The sequence below is a fragment of the Acetobacterium sp. KB-1 genome (assembly GCF_003260995.1).
GTDB lineage: Bacteria > Bacillota > Clostridia > Eubacteriales > Eubacteriaceae > Acetobacterium > Acetobacterium carbinolicum.
Genome location: NZ_CP030040.1, coordinates 2,804,509 through 2,822,698, shown reverse-complemented (window position 1 = coordinate 2,822,698; position 18,190 = coordinate 2,804,509). Strand labels below are relative to the sequence as shown.

Here is an 18,190-nt window from a genome sequence, read left to right as displayed (position 1 = left end):
TCACCGTAATGTATCTCAGTGTCAAGTGAAAATAACAAATCAATTCTGACCTTTCTTGATCTATGAAGCTAATTGATTTAAACTCTCTATAGGATCTTTATTTTGATCTGGATATCTGCGTCCGCTAATTTTGCAAGGATTGAGTCTCCAAAATCACTCAGTTTTATTAATAATATGCTTAAACTTTCCACTTTGCGGATGCTGCACCGGTGTCAAATCAGAAAAAGAGAGATGGGCAGTCGTCACTCCATGACTGGCCAGAAAAGCCGATAGTTTCTTCTGCGCTTCTTCAAATAAGCGCTGTGGATCGTCGCCGATCCCGGGTGTGATTCTCAATTCAAGCTTATTCTCTCCTTCAGCAATCAGTTGAAACCGAATGATCCCATGGATTTCTTTCAGCGTTGCATAAATAGCCAGTGGCGAAATTTTAATCATCTTGCCATCTTCGTGAAAAGTCAGGATGTCGTCGGTACGTCCCTCAAGGGTCAGCCAAGGTGACGGATTGTTGCAAGAGCAGGGTTCATGATGCATAATCACCCGGTCAGTAACCTCGTATCGAATAAAAGGCTGGGTATAATTAGATAGGTTGGTGATCAGGATTTTATCTGACTGTACCCCATCCGCCACCGGTTCATTCTGATGGTTAACCGGCTCCACAATGATCCAATCATCATTAATATGAAAATGTTTTTCCGGACATTCACACGCAATGGTTCCGCCTTCAGTACAAGAATAAGAGGTTTGAACGGTACATCCAAAAGCCTCTTCCAAGGAACTTCGCAGCTGCGGACTCAGGTATTCGCCACCGGTCATGATTAAAATTGGCTGAATCTGTAGCCGCCCCTTTTTCCGTTCATCAATCAGCAGTTCCAGAATGGTCGGATAGCCCCCCAACATCGTCGGTTTAAAAGCATTCAACTCAGCGACGATCCGAGCAATCGGATATAAGGCACTGGTTACGCCAAACTGTCTTTTTTTCCAGGGCATCGATAATAAGCGCGCCCGGACCGAACTATTTCCCAAGTAAAAACCACCGGTAGCAAACACTCCCATGGCTTTTCCGCCGCCTTTTATAAAGGCCATAAAATCTGCTTTTCTGGCAAAACTTCGCATCATGTTTATTCCGGTCATAACATTATTGGTGGATTGATCATATAGAGCGACCAAGGGGTTTCCCGTAGAGCCGCTGGTGGTAAACACCAGATATTTTCCCTTGATTTTTCGTCCGATATTGTCCAAATCTTTCAGGAAAATTTCTACTTCATTTAAGGTAACATCCTTTGTCGTTATCCACTCATCAAAATGCGCCATCAGATCGACCTTATTCGTTGGTGGTAAATCACTTAGCTTAAAATTCTCTCCAATATTTTGATAGTGCGCTTGATAATAAGGGCTGTTTTGTTCTGCATAATCAACCAGACGATTAAGCCGTTCTGCTCTAATTCTGGCCTTGTCTAAATCACTTTTTTTCGGATATCGGGAACAAAGCCAAATTGACTTGATTAAACTAATTTTTTTCATGACGATTCGCCTTCCTTCACTACTCCATTTAACATAAAATCAAGGTACTCTTTTATTTCGGCTTTAATCTCTGCTGAACGCTCGAAAAATAACTCTGGGGTCTCTTTATACCGCTCCAGATATTTGTTAATAATCGCCCCCAGATATAAAGTTATAGCGTCTTTTAATTTTTCGCCATCAATATCTTTTAATGTAATAGCAGCGATGGCTTTCGCCATAATCTCCTGTGATTTCTTTCGCGTACTGATCATATAGCGTATCATCAGTGCATTTTTTTCTTCAAGTATTTTAGTGCTCATTTCCCGGGCCGCCATATTGACCAACCGCATTTCATTGGGATATTCTTGGCACAATTTAAATTTTTCATCGGCATAAGAAAAGATAATCCCATAAAAATCTGATTGATTTGGTTTGTGGATATCTCTAAGAAGACGTTTCAACGCAACTTCCAGGCAATAAAGATAAAAATTTTTCTTGTTATCAAAATAATGAAACAAGATCCCTTTGGAGATGCCACCGTTTTTTGTTATTTCATCGGTACTGGCATCCATATAGGATTTGTTCGAAAATTCCGCAATTCCGCTTTGGATGATGGCCGCTTTTTTTTCATCTGATACTTTTTCAAAAGATTCAATTGACATAAAAACCTCCTTTGACTAGTGAGTCAATATTTAAGTAAAGTATACGCCCTGTTGACTGACAAGTCAATAGGGCGCCCTTATTTGATCTTTCTCTGCTATCCCATTTTAAGAATTAATTAAAGTCAATCCATCCTTCGAAAGAAAAAAACTACATTTCCCGATCATATTTGACTCGATAATACAACCCATAAAAAACAACAAACAAATATGCACTAACCAATAATAACACAATGATCAAATCAACCCCCATTAGAGCAACTGTCAGTAAAAACGCCCCAAACACAGGGATCATGATATCATAGGCTTTGGCTTTGGCGCGTCTGGCAATTGCAATATTTCGCTCATCCTTCTTATCAATTTCTATTTGTTTTTCAATATCGGGATGATTTTTTATCGCTTTCTATAATGTCCACAAATAGTTGGACACAAAATCCAGAAAATAAGATAAACTATACACATGAGTAGAAAACGACGAACCTGGACCCCAGAGGAAAAAGCAGCCATCGTGCTGGAAATCCTCAGAGAAGAAAATACGTTAGCCGAGATCTCTAAGAAGTATGATGTATCTCAGCAATTATTAAGCCGCTGGAAAACCGAATTTATCGCCAATATGTCCGCCGTCTTCAATAAGAAAAATGAAGATGTTGACAAACTCAAACAAGAGCATGAAGATGAAAAGGAGCTGCTCGTAAAGAAAATAGGCGAATTAACATTGGATGTCGATTGGCTTAAAAAAAAACAAATCCAAATCTCTCAAATGAAGAAAAAAGAACGTTAATTGATTGGAAGCACCCTTTCTTAACCATAAAAAAACAGTGCCAACTTCTGACGCTATCGCGATCAACAGCTTATCATGAACCCATAGATGTTGCGCCATCCAAAGATGAAATCAATATCAAAAACGCCATTGATCGTATTCATTTTGAGGAGCCAGCCTATGGCGTCAGACGAATCAGGAATGAATTGCATAAACTGGGCTTTCATCAAGTAGGCAGGCGTCTTGTCAGGCGTTATATGATGGAAATGGATATTGTTTGTTTCTATCCCGGCCCCAATCTGAGTAAGCGAGCCAAAGCAGCCAAAACTTATCCCTACCTGCTGAGAAATCTTGAAATTAACCAACCGAATCAGGTGTGGTCCATTGACATTACTTATATAGGAACCCCAAATGGATTTGTGTATTTAACCGCTATTATTGACTGGTATTCCCGTTATATTGTGGGATACACCATCAGCAACACCTTGCAAACCGACATGGTCACCCGTGTTATAAAAACCGCCATTCAAACCTATGGTGCACCTGAGATCATTAACAGTGACCAGGGCAGTCAGTTTACGTCAAATGCCTATATTGACCTGATTAAAAGCTTTAAAACGACAAAAATCAGCATGGACGGTAAAGGCCGTGCTACCGACAATATTGCCATTGAACGGTTTTTTCGATCATATAAATGGGAACGCCTGTATTTGCTGTACCCGGAAACCGTCACTGAAGTGAGAGCCATGACAAAGGAATACATCGCTAAATATAACAATGAGCGAGGTCACCAGCGATTCAATTACAAAACACCGGCAGCTGTATTCTATGAAAATATGGCATTGGCTGCCTAATCAAAACGCGAAAGGAGATTTATCTAAAAATTTCTAATTTCGTGTCTTGACAAGCGTGTACATTATATTCTGACTAATTAACTCTCCCATACCATGTCCAAAAATACCACACCCAAGACCAATACAAACATAAGGTAATGCCAACAGCAACCCATGGGGATCAGACAACAGTTTAACCAGGGCCAGACCTGAAATAAGTAACATTAAACCGATTATGACAAAACCCACATTTCTAAACTGACGCTTCATTTTTCTCCTCCTCATAGATAAAAATATCTTCAATACTCATTTCAAAATACCGGGCAATTTTAAAAGCTAAAATAATGGATGGATTATATCTGCCATTTTCCAGTGAACCAATGGTTTGCCTTGATACTTCAAGGGCCAAAGCTAATTCTTCTTGTTTAATAACATTTAATTTCCGGATTTCTTCCAGTCGATTCTTCATGATCATCTCCCTTACACGGAAAGCTTGCTTTCCATATGTTCATCATAACAGATTGTTCTGCTAATGTAAAGCTTGCTTTCCATAAATAACGATCCTTTATAGCTGAGCTTTTAAATCAAAAAAACCACCAAGCCTAAGACTGATGGTCACGTAATTGCTATACAAAAGATATCTTTTATAATCACACTTAATTTAATTGTTCTGCTCGTATCTGTGTTTATAATTAATACGACCAATTTTTATTTAATGTCTGGCTAAATCGCCAAACATCATTCAAACGTCATCACCCATCAATCAATCTCACTCTTCCAAGCTAAAAAGCTCTTCCACTGTAGATTCTAACAGCCTGGCCAGTTTCATGGCAAGTTCCAGGGTTGGATTATACTTGTTATTTTCGATTGCATTAATCGTTTGTCTGGTGACATTTAATTGTTTAGCCAAGTCCTCTTGTCTCATTTTTCGGGCTTTTCTTAACTCTTTAATTTTGTTTTTCATATTATCATTTTAAACCTAATAAAAATAACGGGATAAACAATCCAGCCGCAAGAATTATCACAAAAGCAATAACAAATCTACTGATATCTTTTTTCCATCCTTCATCATCTACCTGCTTACGATAAAGTTGTCTTGCAAAAAAACAAACGATATTCTGACCACATATAATGTAAAATGGTAATTGCCAGGCTCCTCCGGTAATATTTGCAGCTATCATCCATATTCCTAACACTAATAACGTAAATGCATAACCCCATCGCATACTTTTTAATGCAATATCTTTTTCCATTTCATCCATATCACCAGTTCTTCTAATCTTAAACATAATCAACCTCCTAAAATGTCAAATTCTTTTTACATTCTAAGCCTAACACTTTTTTTAGGAAATGTCAAATGTTTTTTACATTTACAATCATTTCTTTCTGCCGCATGAGCATAAATTATTGTTCCTCAACACTTTCTTCATTATCTACTAAAGGTAAAGCGATCTTAACCATTCTCAGTTAAAATAAGCATTAATTCTAACGGCAATATTTTCTTTAATATTCTCATAAAAAAGGGAATAATCATCCGGATGATAGATACCTTCTATCGGATAAGATGAAAGGATAGATAGATCGGCCGGTTCACAAACAAGACCGTGATCCTTAATCTGAGCTGACGTAAAATTTTTATACAAAGTAGGCGAATACCCCTCCTCGGAAAAAAATACCGATCCTTTATTTTCGGATGCCGGAACAACTATCCCATCTTCCCGGCTACTTTCCCAAGATAACGGATTTGTTACAATGGCGCCTTCCAATATTTGTACCGACTCACTTTGCAGTCCGTCTTTCAGGGAATTATAAGAAATAAAGCAACCGATATCCGTCGGATTTTCACACATCCTGATCTTCGGATTCGCTTCAATATCGGATTCAGTCACACTAAAACCAATAATATAGGTAGCAATCATCCGATCTTCAGCACCTGTCGTTCCCCATATTTTAGTCAACAGACTGATCAACGTGCTCGATCCCTGGCTATGACCGGCAATGATAAATGGCTTCCCATTGTTGTAATTCTCCAGGTAATATAAAAACGCATCTTTGACATCTTCTTCAGCCACTTGTAAAAAACTGTCAAGGTTTTCCGTGTTATTAAAACCATCCTTACCGACCTGCCGATACATCGGCGCATAAATATTTGCCGAATCCGCAAATACACTCGCCTGGGTTCGGAGCGGTACTTGTGATGCTTCCACCTGCTCTGGATCGCTGATATCCTGTAATCCGTCACCTTGATAAATCGTCGGATAAACATAAAAAACATCAACATCATGAGCATTCGCATCTTCTGGGAGCGCCAGCCAATTACTTTCTTTGGCATAATCAACTTGATTCATCTCATTTTGACTAACTTTTTCACCACACCCAACAAGTGATAACATCACCAGCGGAATACTTAATAACACGATATACATTTTCTTTTTTAACAATTTCATCCCTCACTTTACCTTTCACATTTTAGTTGATTGCGAAAATTTTGCGAACTTTAAGATCTCTTTCGCAATTTCCTATTTTTAATTTAAACGCTTACCTTTTCACTATGAATTGCAGTTGCCTGAAAGACCATTTTACTTTATTATAATCGTTTAACTATAATAAAAATGAAATCTTACCATTTGGTAAGATTTCATTCTAGTTTTTGCAGAGCTTTACACCCGCGGTAAAATAATTTTTATTATTGTACCTCTATTAATCTCACTTTCTACCTGTAATTTCCCGTTTAAACTATCAACAATTACTTTAACAACACAAAGACCAAGTCCGGTTCCCTCTTTTCTTTTACTGACATCGATTCTGAAAAATGGCTCGAAAATTCTCTTAATAAATTCAGAATCCATTCCGATCCCATTATCTTCGACGCTTAAAGTAATTTCTTTGTCCGCTTTATAGCGAACCCATACCGTCCCCCTAGCTTTATTATACTTAAATGCATTATCCACCAAATTATAAAGCATCCGATCAAAGTGAAGAGGTTTGATTGGCAAAAAACAATCTTCTCCGGAAATCTCGACAACAAAATTTATGCTGTGCATTTTACCATAATTTTCATATTGCCTTTTCATCATGATTAATCGATTTTTAACACTGGTCTGATAATCCGTATCTACTAATATTTCTGTATTTAAATAACAATTAATATTATCCGTCATTTTTTCCAGTTCCAATGTTGCTTCCAGACTTGTTTTTGCATATTCTTTTTTTTCGGCTTCGGTTATTTCATATTTTTCGATCATTTGATTATTTAACTTAATGATTGACAACGGTAATTTTAGATCATGGCTGATCCCTCTGATAAGCGCGATTTTTTCATCGGTAATTTCTTGTTTTCGATACGCCTCAAGCTTATTGATATAGGTCATCAGGACAACAAATAAAAAGCTTGAAAGATAAATTAAATTCCCAATTTGCGGACTGAATACCATCTCGGAAATATATCCACGACTATAATAGCCCACAGTGATTAATATTCGATACAAAACCGTTCCCGAAAAAATACTATATGTCGTGATAAGCAACAGACTGTAAGGGTTACCTTTGATATACGCTTGCGCACCCATAATCACGATCAGCAAACTTCCAATAAAATGCATCATTACCAATAACGCCAAATACTGCGTAACAATATATCCCAATTCAAACGTAACAAAGATCCCGAGATATAAGATCGCCGTAACTTTTTTGACTTTAAACTGAAACAAATCCCAAAACAGCACTTGGCATAAAAAGAAACTCACGATCCCGGTAACACTATCATAATAAAAATAATTTCCTGACGTTATGCCTAACAGATCCCTGAACAATGGCAATTCACCAATGATCATACTTTTAATCACCGCCACAATACTGAGCAGTAAAAGGATCCGCATGTAACTGACTCGATCTTTATAATAAGCAATGGCACTAACAACTAAGATCATTCCAAAAAAAATGAACATCACCGTATTATACATTGTCCTTAATCCTAAACTGTCTCTGACTTCATCTTTTGATCCAATAATAAAAGCTACCTCATTATTTGGTTTGGCGATTGGGGCACTTTTGACCAGTTCGATTTCAGCAATGCCGATGCCATCATTCTCTTGATAATCGTTTTTTTCAATCTCAAACACATCATAAGCAATCTCTTTTCTCGCTGTTTGATTGTGATTTTGGCCTTTTAATTGCCCATTAACATAAAGATCGTATTCAGTATAAGCATCTTCATAAATGATTGATAAAACCAGACGCTCGGTTGACTGAATAACAAGTTTAAAGCGATTATCCGAACGATCTTGAAGCAACACCGTTTTCACCTCATCACTTGCGATGTTTTCAGCAATCATCACACCTTCACTTGATTCAACCGCATCGGTAAACTGCAAATTAATTAAATTAAGTCCACTAAAAACAATCAAATTGATAAGTACACTGAGAACGACTACTAATCCCGTTTTTTTGATATCGCCCGATTCCATTATTCTGACCTCTGGCCGATTAAAACAAGACGATATCCTTTTCCGTAAACAGTTTCAATAATAACACACTCGCTACCAATATCCGCTAAATTTTTCCTGAGACGTGCGACCATCGTTTGCAAACGAAAACTCTCATCAACCCCAGGATTCAACCATTCGATGGCTTCTTTTTTGTCAAGATAAGTATTTTCCTGATATTTTTGATACAACGCTTTAAAAAACTTTGCTTGACTGGGCTGAATCGAAAACGTTTGACCATTGCATGTCAGTTGATTTGATTCCATATCAAAAATAACATCGCCCGCCTGGCAAACTTTTTGCTGCGCTTTGATTCTTCGTTTTATCGCTCTTAATTTGTATATCAATTCATAAAGATCAAATGGTTTAGTGATATAATCATCGGCACCATTTTCATAAGCATTGGCTTTGCTTTGTTTATCATCTAAAGCGGTAAGCATTAAAATGAAGTTATCCGGGTTCATTTTGAAAAAAGGAATTAACTCATATCCGCTACTATCTTTTAACATAATATCAAGCAGAATGATTTGTGGGGCTTCTTTTAAAAAAATGTCTTTTGCCTCTTCAACTTCAGTTGCACCAAAAGCCGCATACCCTTCTTTTTTTAACAGGTTTATTACACTTTTGTTTAAAGCCCTATTATCTTCGACGATTAATACTTTTATTTGCATGCCCTTCCCCCTTGTTTAAGGTATCGTTTGACACGGTCTTAATGAATCCCACCCCGTTTTAAATTTTAAACCGTCAGTTTTTCTAACCAGCTTTTTCTAACTTCTATTGTACCATTAATTATTCCGAGGTTTTAGTATTTTTCGCATCATTTCTTTCTGCCGCATGCGTTGAAATATAACCGATCAGTTCTTCTTCTATTAAAGCAAAGAATTTTGAAATCGTCTCACGATCGCTTTGACTTCCATAAAGATTGACGCAAAAAGTCATTTTATCTGAAAAAGTACTTGCGGACATTTGAAAATGGGGATGATATTTAATTGAGCCGCACACGATCGCATTGGAAACCGGAGATTTCTCAAAATAAAGCTGTTTTGAATCCACTATTCCAAGATTAGTCATACATATTTTAGGATTATTCAACGAATTTTTTAAAAGTTGATCACTCCTTTTAGGAAAAAATTTGAATAACAAATCCAGTTTGAGAAACGTATTTAATCCTAAATTCCCTGATTTTTTTGCTGCCATTTCAGTATTTATTTTATTTAAGGTCTGACTGAAGGTTTCTCCCGGCACAACTGCAATTCGGATCGCAACTGTTGATGAAAGATTTGTCACCGCCTGAAATCCTTTGTCTGCTAAATATCTGCGCATATCAATCATAATTGGAATATTAAAGGGTTTCCCATTCATATCCAGCAATCCCGAAAGCGCCCGAAAGTAGGCGGTCAAGATCACATCATTGATTGTGACCTTATCGTTTTTAGAAATATTTCGAAGCTCCCGATAAAGAGACGCATCAATTTCATGGGTGGCAATAAAAGGCACTGCATCCTCTGATTTGATCAAAGGAAATTCACAGTCACTATTTTGGTTATTGTCTTTGCTTTCAAACAAAAGCGCCGCAATTCGAGAAAAAAAGTTAACTGACTGCGTGATTTTTTTGAAGCCACGCTCTCCATCAATAACGTAGTCCGGTAAATAATCCGGTTCTTTTATCAGATGCGAATAAATATCTGATAGCAGATACACACATTGTTTGAATCCCGCCCCATCACAAACCATATGGTTCATGACAATTGATACTGAATCCCTGTCGGCTTGCATCAAACATACCTTAATTTGCGGGCCAGCCTCTGCATCTGTTTTAGAAAAAGTGAATCGGTCAAAATCATCTTTTTCAAAAACAATCGTAAAAATATTATCCCAGTTTTCCGGTTCCATCTCTTCCCAATATGAATTTCCAGCCTCATTTTTATATGCTTTTGATAGCATTGGTATCGTTTTTACCAATAAGTTCACCGCTTTTTGCATTACTGTTGCATTCACTTTATTCTCGAATTGAATCACCCCGTGAAGTTGATGATCATTAAACCCCGTGATATCGTATAAATATTGAAGTTTATCAAATATTTCCGCTTTAACTTTCATGTTTTGCTCCTTATTTTAAATTATCATACTCGTTAAATTTCATTTTGAATAGTATTAAGTATTACTTCTCACATTCTATATCTGATCTAAGTTTCTGTCAATACCTTTGACAAGTATTAAGCAATAGTTTATACTTTATATGAGGTGATTGCTATGAAAAACAATACAAACGATTTCGAAAAAAAAATTCCCATGCGTGAGCTGGAAAAATTAACGTCGATGAACCGATCCACCATTAATTATTATATTAAAGAAGGCATTTTACCGTTACCCCAAAAATCTGCCAAAAACATGGCTTATTATGATGAAACCTTCGTCGAAAAATTAAAACTAATCGAAATCATGAAAAAAGAGCACTATTCTCTTGCCCAGATTAAAAAACTTATTAACAGTGAATCTGGTACGATCAATGATTTTTGTTTTCAAATTCTAGAATCTGTCAATAAACTTCTCCCCTACGGAGTCGATGAAAATCTGGTAACAAAAAAACAACTTTGCGACATTGGATTAGACGAAACGCTCATTAACGAACTGATTGAGATGAACATTATTATTCCCGACAATACCGATAACACCCTATTTCCGGCCTACAGTTTAACCGTATGTCAATTCATAAAATATTTTACCGATGTTGGCATACCGCTTCCTATTGTAGAAGAAATTATCAATAAATTGAAAGAGCTAGCTTATCTCGAAAAAGATACATTTATTGATTATATCCGCAATCCGATGATCGATAACCATCTATCTCCGGAAAAGCAAAAAACTGAAATCGATCAATGTATTCTGAACATCAACGCCTTGTTACCAATTTTGCATTTGCAATTTTTAATACTCCCCACCAGAAATTTGCTAAAATCCACCCCCGATTAATTCCGACCACAAACAAAAAGACCACATATTCTGATGAACATATGGTCTTCTTGCTGATTCGTAATTTTTCTCATTGGAAATATGACCGAAATTATTATTTGATCTTTTTCACTGCGATCCAATTTTCACATCGCACTTTTGAACGATCCGACAAGTCACCAATAAAACAGATTTCCGGCGCATCAACCAATTCATAGTCCGAGGAAGGTAGCCACTCAGCAAAAATCTGACCCCAGGTCTTCTGCATTACCTTCGGAAACTCACCTTCTGATATAAAAATAGCCCACTTCAACGGCGGCACGTCCACCACATCAAAACCTTCAAATGAATCCTCCAGCGTGCTAATTACCCCAATCATATGATCAAGATTGCCCTGTTCATTCATTCGCCCTTCATCAAAATTAAACGAAGCGCTCATCGGTTCACCAGGTTCAATGTTTGCATAGGAATGCATGGTTTTCCGCTGGATCGGGGTGATTCCTTGTGCTAATTCAATAATTTCTTTGTTCTCTCCATTAAACACAATGGGCACCCTCTTTTTAAACCCGACCATTTTAAACGCTTCTTTTTCCTCAATTTGATAATCCATATCAACACCTCCATAAATAGCTAATTGAAAGGTCAGTTTTGGAAATGCTCGGAACTGTGTTGTCTTACTGATCTCCGATGGACTGATATTACACCACTCTTTGAATGCCCGCGAAAAACCATCCACTGAGTTATAACCATATTTAAAAGCCATTTCGGTGACCGAAATCTCTTTATTCTGAAGCTCAAAGGCCGCATTTGAGAGCCTTCGATAACGAATGTACTCATTTAGCGGCATTCCCGACACAAATGAAAAGATTCTTCGAAAATGATATTCTGTAACACCAGCAATTTTTTCAATTTCATCAAATTCAATGGTTTCATCCAGATTATCTTCGATATAGTTTAGCACTTCATTCAGACATTTTAGCATCTCCTCATCTCCTTTCATGATCTATTGTACTTGAGAATTTCGATAAGTGCCCGATATGGACGGGACGGCTTTAGTCGGATCATCACAAAAATGCAACCTTTTTTTATTTCCAAGACTTTTAGAAAATTGCATCACTTTCCAGTCTTCTCAAGAATATGATCAAAAATCAGTAAAATCATTCTTTCCATCAATCGCATGAAAAAATACACTATACATGATTGTGCCATGCTGATTACTTCCATATCTTAACTGATCCTAACTCCGAAGATCTAAACGCTCTTCAGCCAGCCTTCCAGCACTTGCGCCCGATTCGAACCCATCGGAAGTTCTTTCCCGCCGGCGGCCTCGCCAGCCCGGATATAAATGACTTTTTTGCTCGGACTGCCACCCGGGGATCATGGGTAACCGTCATGATGGTCATCCCTTTGTCATTCAAAGCTTCCAGAATGTCCAGAACCTGGTCGGTGGCTAATGTAAAAGCGCGGCTACATTTCCCGATCGTACTTGAAGCGATAATATATCCCATAAAAAACAATAAATAAATACGCACTAACCGATAACAAAACAATGATCAAATCCACTCCCATTAAAGCAAATGTCAGCAGCAAAGCACCAAACACTGGGATCATGATATCATATGCTTTTGCCTTTGCACGTCTGGCAATCGTGATATTTCGCTCATCCTTCTGATCAATTTCAATTTGTTTTTCAATATCCGGATGATTTTTTATCACTTTCTGACTGATGACCGCTCCTATACCTTGTCCAAAAACACCACATCCAAGACCAATGCAAACATAAGGCAATGCCAACAATAACCCCTGGGGATTAGATAGTAGTTTGACTAGGGCAAGTCCTGAAGCAACTAATATTAAACCGATTATGACAAAACCCACATTTCTAAACTGACGCTTCATTTTTCTCCTCCTCATATATAAATATATCTTCAATACTCATTTCAAAATACCGGGCAATTTTAAACGCTAATATAATTGAAGGATTATATCTGCCATTCTCAAGCGAACCAATTGTCTGTCTTGACACTTCAAGAGCCAAAGCTAATTCTTCTTGCTTAATCCCATTTAATTTTCTAACTTCTTCCAGTCGATTCTTCACGTTCATGCTCCTTCAAACGGAAAGTCTGCTTTCCATACATCCATCATAACATCTTGGTCTCCAAATGTAAAGCGTCCTTTCCATAAATTGATTATACTTGTTTTTTCTACTTCATTAATTATTTGTCTGATCGCGTTTATTTGATCGATCAAACCCGCTTATTTCATTTTCAGAACTTTTCTTAACTTTATGAATCCGTTTGATCCGATGTTGATGACGGCATGAAAAAACTCGACTTTTACCAATTAGATTGCTTCCTTACTGGCGCGCAAAAGAGCACCATATTGACTGATCTGTCAATATGGTGCTCAAAATCATCTCTGCTATTCAGGTATTATTTTTCTTTTTGATAAACCCCATGGTGTTCATCAAAAATATAACCATTGGCTAACAAGGCTTTTCTGTAGCCCCGTCAGGCTAATATTAAACACGCTTCAACCAGTCCTCCAGCTCCTGCTCCCGATTTGCCCCGGCCTGGAGTTCTTTCTCGCCGGCGATCTCGCCGTCGCGGATATAAATGACTTTTTTTGCTCGAACAGCCACCCGGGGATCATGGGTAACCGTCATAATCGTCATCCCTTCGTCATTCAATGCTTCCAGAATATCCAGAACCTGGTCGGTGGCTGCGGAGTTCAGGGCGCCGGTGGGTTCGTCCAGAAATAGCACCTCCGGGTTATTGATCATCGCCCGGCAGATGGATGCCCGCTGCAATTGCCCCCCGGAAACTTCCCGTATATCCCGGCCGCCAAGCCCGTCAATATCCATCCGCTTCATCAAATCCCGGGCCCGGTTTCTGATGACTTGCGATTTTTCTTTTTTAGCCACCAGCCCCGGGAGAATCAGGTTATCGAATAACGACAGATTTTTTAGCATCTGGGCATTCTGAAAAACAAAACCCATTTTGTTCAGCCGCAACCCGGCCAGGCTTTCCTCATTCATTTCGGTCAGGTTGATCCCATCAAAGACGATCCGCCCCGCGGTTACCTGATCCATTCCGCTGACACTATAAAGCAGGGTGGATTTACCTGAGCCGGAAGGGCCCATCACAGCCACAAAATCACCTCTGCCAATGTTAAAGGAGATCTCTTTTAAAATGCTTGTTGCAATCGCCGAATCTACCGGGGCCTTGACTCTAAAGGATTTACTGATCTGTTCTACTTTTATCATGACGGTCCTCTCTATTCCATAATTTGTTCTTTGATATGATACTGTTTGACTGCCCGAGTTACACCGATGACTGCAACGACAACCATCAGCAGCTGTACCGCTGGACAAATCAGATAAGCTTTCAGCGGTTGGATTAATAATGTCATTCGTGTTGCCCCCATCGATGACAGCATCAGGCTAAAGATCGCTTCACCCAGGGTATTGGCCAGCACCGTCCCAATCAAAATGCCAAGGCCTTGAATCACCAGAATCCGGATCGCCAGTTGGATGCGGATATCCCGGGTAGTGAAACCGATCGCTTTTTTTACCGCAATAGCACTATGTTCACGAGCCATGACCAGTTTTAAAAACATGACTGTGATTAGTGCGCTTATCATTAAGGCAATCACCATCGCCGCCGCTTCCACCTGACTCAGGTTATCGACAATCCCACCCAGGGTCTGGGCAATAAAGCTGGGCACCGGGGTGACCTTGATATCCGGCAGCCCCCCGCGCAGTTCATTGGTTTTGAGAGCCAAATCGACACCTTCGGCCAGACTCAGATACAGGATATAGGCCTCAACATCCTCATTGTTAAAGTCAATGGCGGCCTTGGCCGTTTTTCCGCCGTAGGTAATATCCTGATAAATCCCGACGACGTTAAAGTTCATGGTTTCATCACCATAAACCACTGCGAGCGCATCGTCAACTTTTTTCCCCAGTTCCGCGGCATTCATTGACGACAAAGCGATCTCATTTTTGCCAACCGGTGCCTGTCCCGCCAGATAGACAAGCGGGAAAACCGATTCATCGCCGCTTTCCACCCGGATGTTCACCCCTTCACCCTGGTCGTTTTCGGCCTGAACATAGCCATTTTTATAAATGGCATATTTCTCAATATCAGGATCATTCTCCAGTATCGCCAAAACCCGCTGCTGCTGCTGAGTGAGCTGCGGTGAATACTTAATATCGATCCGAATATCTGATTCACCCACCCCCATATAGGTAATAAACGACGGATCCTGAATGGTCTGTTTCATATTCATTGGCAACAGCATCAAAAATGCCGAGAAAATAAAAACCAGCAAGATCACCCCATATTCCCGCCATTTACAGGCAAGTTCCCCCAGGGCGATAGTTAGATTGGGGTGTTTGAGGCCGGAGGACGGCAGCGTATAGTGCCCCTCCCGACGCCGTCCCCCGGCGCCCCGAAGCAGTTCTACCACGGTGCTGCGCAGATTTTTTTTGACAACCCGATGGCATCCCCAAGCCACCATGCCACTTAGGAGCAGCAGGCCGATAAACGGCAGCCCCCATTTTAGCCCTGGGCTACTCCCCATTCCGCAATAACGCACCACCGATACCGAAAAGAAATTACCAAATGGGATAGCACCCAGATAACCGATGATCCCGGCTACCCCCATCAAAATCTGATACTTCAACTGGTACAGGGTCGCGATGGCTTTTCCCGGAAAACCGATGGCCTTCATCTCACCAATGGATACCTGCTCATCGGCCATGGTTGCCCGGATAATAAAAGACAGGCAGAGCAGCGCCATAAAAATCAACAGCAGACTAATCGCGATGATAATCATAGCCACCAGGCCATAAGAAAACACATTAAAAAGATTAAGCAGACTACCGGTGATAGCTACCCCATTGGCGGGCAGCTCGGCCGCCCGATAGGCTTGCTCCAAAACCCCGGTATCCACCCCTTCTTTTAACAAAAATTCAAAGCTAACCTCCCATTCTCCCATGTGCTGACTGAGCGCTTCCTGATCGACCGGACTAATCAGAAACCGCTTCGAAGAGGTCATCGCCACATTCATCTGGGCATCCCGGATAATGGTGGCAACCTTTAACGCTTTGACAAAACCTTCCTTTTTGAGGGTAATTACATCGCCCGGAGCAATCCCCAGGGTTTCGGCATAATAAACCGGCACCCCGATTTCTCCATCCTTAACCGTGGCGATCTGGTTATCCATATCCAGCAAATAATCAAATCCCTCATTCTGAACCACAAAGCTGTTATCCATCAGTACCTTTTCAAGAGTTTCACCATGATAGATAATGTTAGCGTTATTAATCGTCAGCATCCTGACGGTAAGAAAATCTGCAATGCCGTCCTGGCTCGCCGCAAAACGATCCATAGCGGCGACTTCATATTCGCCCTTATGAATCTGCAGGTAATCCGGAGGCAGTGCCTTTTGGCCTAACCCATCATAAGAGGAAATCATCGTTCCCGCCACCCGCAGTCCACCGGCCATCAACAGCGCCGCCAGAATCAGAAAAACCGCCAGTGCCATGGTAATGGCGGGATTTTTTTTAAAGTCCTTTTGAATAAGACTTAGTAAAAGTTTCATGAGTAGTCTCCTTCTTTTCCAGGGTTCTGACACTTTTTAACCGGGCCGTCACTATTCCGGCCACGAGCAGTCCGATTCCGGTGATGATGATCAACAGAGCATTACCCCGTCCCACACCATAGCCGATGATTTCACCAATTTGAATGGCCAGTTTGCTGCTCCCCAGCATAAAAGGTTCAAAGATTAGATCTGATAAAATTCCCGCGGCGATAAAGGCCAGTATATAACCCATCTGGGTAATCAGACCAATCAGACCAAAAGCCCGGCCCTGAACGGTATTGTCCAGATTGGTTCGAATCAACACCTCCGCCCCAATTTGGATGGCTGGCATAAAGGCAAACATCATAAATCCAAACCCGGCTATCAGAACCAGGTTTTCACTGATGCCAATCAATGCAAAAAAGACTCCACAACCCAACAATCCCAACGATAGCATCTGCACATAAGATTTTGGATGTTTGATTATACTGATAATAAGGCTTCCTGCCATCATTCCCATGGCAATCACCGTGGTTAGAATCCCCAGCTCCCTTTCGCCGGCAATGGCTAGCACCAGCGGCTTACTTAACATCTGTACAAACCCCAGACAGAAGGTGGTAATCGTCATGATGGCAATCATCGTCATAATGCCCTTTTTGCTCCGGATAGCGGTGATGCCATCGCTCATTTCACTTATGAAATCCAAATTCGCTACTGCTCTTTTTCTGCTAACCAAACCTTTTCTCACAAAGGCGATGATCAAAACTGTGGTAAAAAACGTCAGCATATCCAATATGATCAAACTGCTCACTGGCGTTACCTGCAAAAGCAAACCAGCCACAGCCGGAGCAATCAGCAGCTTGGCACTGCTCGCCAACTGAACCATACCGCCAGCCCGGGCAAAATCCGCAGCGGATAAGAGATCAGTGATGGTGGCCTTAAAAGCCGGTTCTGTCAGAGCCGAAAAGACCGAGCTAATACCCGCGCCAACACAGATCGCCACCAGCGACGGGTAAGAACTCATCACCGCTACCAGACAGATCAGTAGTGCCAGTCCGGAAAACAGCTCACCCAGAATCATCATCAGTCGCCTGTCATAACGATCGGCCAACACCCCGCCCACCGGCGCCAGCAGTATCGCTGGCAGAAAGGCGCAAACGGCAAAGACTCCGGTAGCACTCACCGACCCGGTTCGATTTAAAATATAGATCGCCAATCCAAAATCGGTTAAGCCGCTGCCAATGCTGGAGATAAAAACACCTGCTAGCAGGACCTTGAATTTTTTCATTGCGGCGTTCTGATTTGGAAATCCTGCTATTATCTTTTGTTGCTTCATTTCTGTTTCTCCTTATTACATTCATTGACCGACCATCGGTCGATAGCTGGCTAAAAAATTTACAAATGCCGCCAACTTTT

At 40.3% G+C, this 18,190-nt stretch carries 19 protein-coding genes; 2 read left to right on the top strand and 17 right to left on the bottom strand.

From position 1 onward, the window contains the following. Positions 1-153: 153 nt before the first annotated feature. Both DOZ58_RS13150 and DOZ58_RS13145 read right to left on the bottom strand, forming a co-directional pair. A complete protein-coding gene (locus DOZ58_RS13150) occupies positions 154-1,521 on the bottom strand; it encodes a phenylacetate--CoA ligase family protein (protein WP_111888698.1) in 1,368 nt (455 codons plus the stop codon). Continuing rightward, positions 1,518-2,162 (bottom strand): TetR/AcrR family transcriptional regulator, encoded by a 645-nt coding sequence (locus DOZ58_RS13145; protein WP_111888697.1) that lies wholly within the window; start codon positions 2,160-2,162, stop codon positions 1,518-1,520. The genes DOZ58_RS13150 and DOZ58_RS13145 overlap by 4 nt, the downstream gene beginning before the upstream one ends. Before the next feature lie 457 nt (positions 2,163-2,619). Here DOZ58_RS13145 and DOZ58_RS13135 point away from each other — a divergent pair. Beyond that, positions 2,620-3,773 (top strand): IS3 family transposase gene (locus DOZ58_RS13135; RefSeq protein ID WP_256372196.1). Its coding sequence is split into 2 segments (ribosomal slippage): positions 2,620-2,902 and positions 2,902-3,773, totalling 1,155 coding nucleotides; the frame shifts between segments, so codons are not numbered across the junction. Between the two features lie 33 nt (positions 3,774-3,806). Here the strand turns inward: DOZ58_RS13135 and DOZ58_RS13130 are convergent. The 8 genes from DOZ58_RS13130 to DOZ58_RS13095 form a co-directional block, all read right to left on the bottom strand. Further along, on the bottom strand, positions 3,807-4,022 hold the full coding sequence (locus DOZ58_RS13130; protein ID WP_204355406.1) for a hypothetical protein: 216 nt from the start codon (positions 4,020-4,022) through the stop codon (positions 3,807-3,809). Beyond that, positions 4,006-4,221 (bottom strand): helix-turn-helix transcriptional regulator, encoded by a 216-nt coding sequence (locus tag DOZ58_RS13125; RefSeq protein WP_111888696.1) that lies wholly within the window; start codon positions 4,219-4,221, stop codon positions 4,006-4,008. The genes DOZ58_RS13130 and DOZ58_RS13125 overlap by 17 nt, the downstream gene beginning before the upstream one ends. A gap of 300 nt (positions 4,222-4,521) precedes the next feature. Next, positions 4,522-4,716, bottom strand: coding sequence for a helix-turn-helix transcriptional regulator (locus tag DOZ58_RS13120; RefSeq protein ID WP_014357582.1), 195 nt, complete (start codon positions 4,714-4,716; stop codon positions 4,522-4,524). 4 nt (positions 4,717-4,720) lie between these two features. Continuing rightward, positions 4,721-5,041: a hypothetical protein gene (locus tag DOZ58_RS13115; RefSeq protein ID WP_111888695.1), complete on the bottom strand. Its 321-nt coding sequence runs from the start codon at positions 5,039-5,041 to the stop codon at positions 4,721-4,723. A gap of 174 nt (positions 5,042-5,215) precedes the next feature. Further along, positions 5,216-6,193, bottom strand: coding sequence for a DUF3089 domain-containing protein (locus DOZ58_RS13110; RefSeq protein WP_204355405.1), 978 nt, complete (start codon positions 6,191-6,193; stop codon positions 5,216-5,218). 219 nt (positions 6,194-6,412) lie between these two features. Next, on the bottom strand, positions 6,413-8,218 hold the full coding sequence (locus tag DOZ58_RS13105) for a sensor histidine kinase (RefSeq protein WP_111888693.1): 1,806 nt from the start codon (positions 8,216-8,218) through the stop codon (positions 6,413-6,415). Beyond that, positions 8,218-8,907, bottom strand: coding sequence for a response regulator transcription factor (locus DOZ58_RS13100; RefSeq protein ID WP_111888692.1), 690 nt, complete (start codon positions 8,905-8,907; stop codon positions 8,218-8,220). Before DOZ58_RS13100 ends, DOZ58_RS13105 begins: the two co-directional genes overlap by 1 nt. A gap of 118 nt (positions 8,908-9,025) precedes the next feature. Further along, positions 9,026-10,336 (bottom strand): hypothetical protein, encoded by a 1,311-nt coding sequence (locus DOZ58_RS13095; protein WP_111888691.1) that lies wholly within the window; start codon positions 10,334-10,336, stop codon positions 9,026-9,028. A 153-nt stretch (positions 10,337-10,489) separates the two neighbouring features. On the opposite strand from DOZ58_RS13095, the gene DOZ58_RS13090 reads away from it, so the two are divergent. Further along, complete coding sequence (locus tag DOZ58_RS13090) at positions 10,490-11,209, top strand: MerR family transcriptional regulator (protein ID WP_111888690.1); 720 nt, start codon at positions 10,490-10,492, stop codon at positions 11,207-11,209. Between the two features lie 94 nt (positions 11,210-11,303). On the opposite strand, the gene DOZ58_RS13085 is transcribed toward DOZ58_RS13090, so the two are convergent. The 7 genes from DOZ58_RS13085 to DOZ58_RS13060 all read right to left on the bottom strand — a co-directional run bounded on the left by DOZ58_RS13085 (position 11,304) and on the right by DOZ58_RS13060 (position 18,110). Continuing rightward, complete coding sequence (locus DOZ58_RS13085; RefSeq protein ID WP_242988509.1) at positions 11,304-12,170, bottom strand: helix-turn-helix domain-containing protein; 867 nt, start codon at positions 12,168-12,170, stop codon at positions 11,304-11,306. A 280-nt stretch (positions 12,171-12,450) separates the two neighbouring features. Continuing rightward, complete coding sequence (locus DOZ58_RS18560; protein WP_162624517.1) at positions 12,451-12,696, bottom strand: hypothetical protein; 246 nt, start codon at positions 12,694-12,696, stop codon at positions 12,451-12,453. Further along, entirely contained in the window at positions 12,656-13,087 is a 432-nt protein-coding gene (locus DOZ58_RS13080; RefSeq protein ID WP_111888688.1) for a hypothetical protein, read from the bottom strand. The genes DOZ58_RS18560 and DOZ58_RS13080 overlap by 41 nt, the downstream gene beginning before the upstream one ends. Beyond that, positions 13,071-13,286: a helix-turn-helix transcriptional regulator gene (locus DOZ58_RS13075; protein WP_111888687.1), complete on the bottom strand. Its 216-nt coding sequence runs from the start codon at positions 13,284-13,286 to the stop codon at positions 13,071-13,073. The genes DOZ58_RS13080 and DOZ58_RS13075 overlap by 17 nt, the downstream gene beginning before the upstream one ends. Positions 13,287-13,709: 423 nt before the next feature. After that, entirely contained in the window at positions 13,710-14,453 is a 744-nt protein-coding gene (locus DOZ58_RS13070) for an ABC transporter ATP-binding protein (RefSeq protein WP_111888686.1), read from the bottom strand. Positions 14,454-14,464: 11 nt separating this feature from the next. Further along, entirely contained in the window at positions 14,465-16,795 is a 2,331-nt protein-coding gene (locus DOZ58_RS13065; protein ID WP_111888685.1) for an ABC transporter permease, read from the bottom strand. Beyond that, positions 16,758-18,110, bottom strand: coding sequence for an MFS transporter (locus tag DOZ58_RS13060; RefSeq protein ID WP_111888684.1), 1,353 nt, complete (start codon positions 18,108-18,110; stop codon positions 16,758-16,760). The genes DOZ58_RS13065 and DOZ58_RS13060 overlap by 38 nt, the downstream gene beginning before the upstream one ends. Positions 18,111-18,190 lie beyond the last annotated feature (80 nt).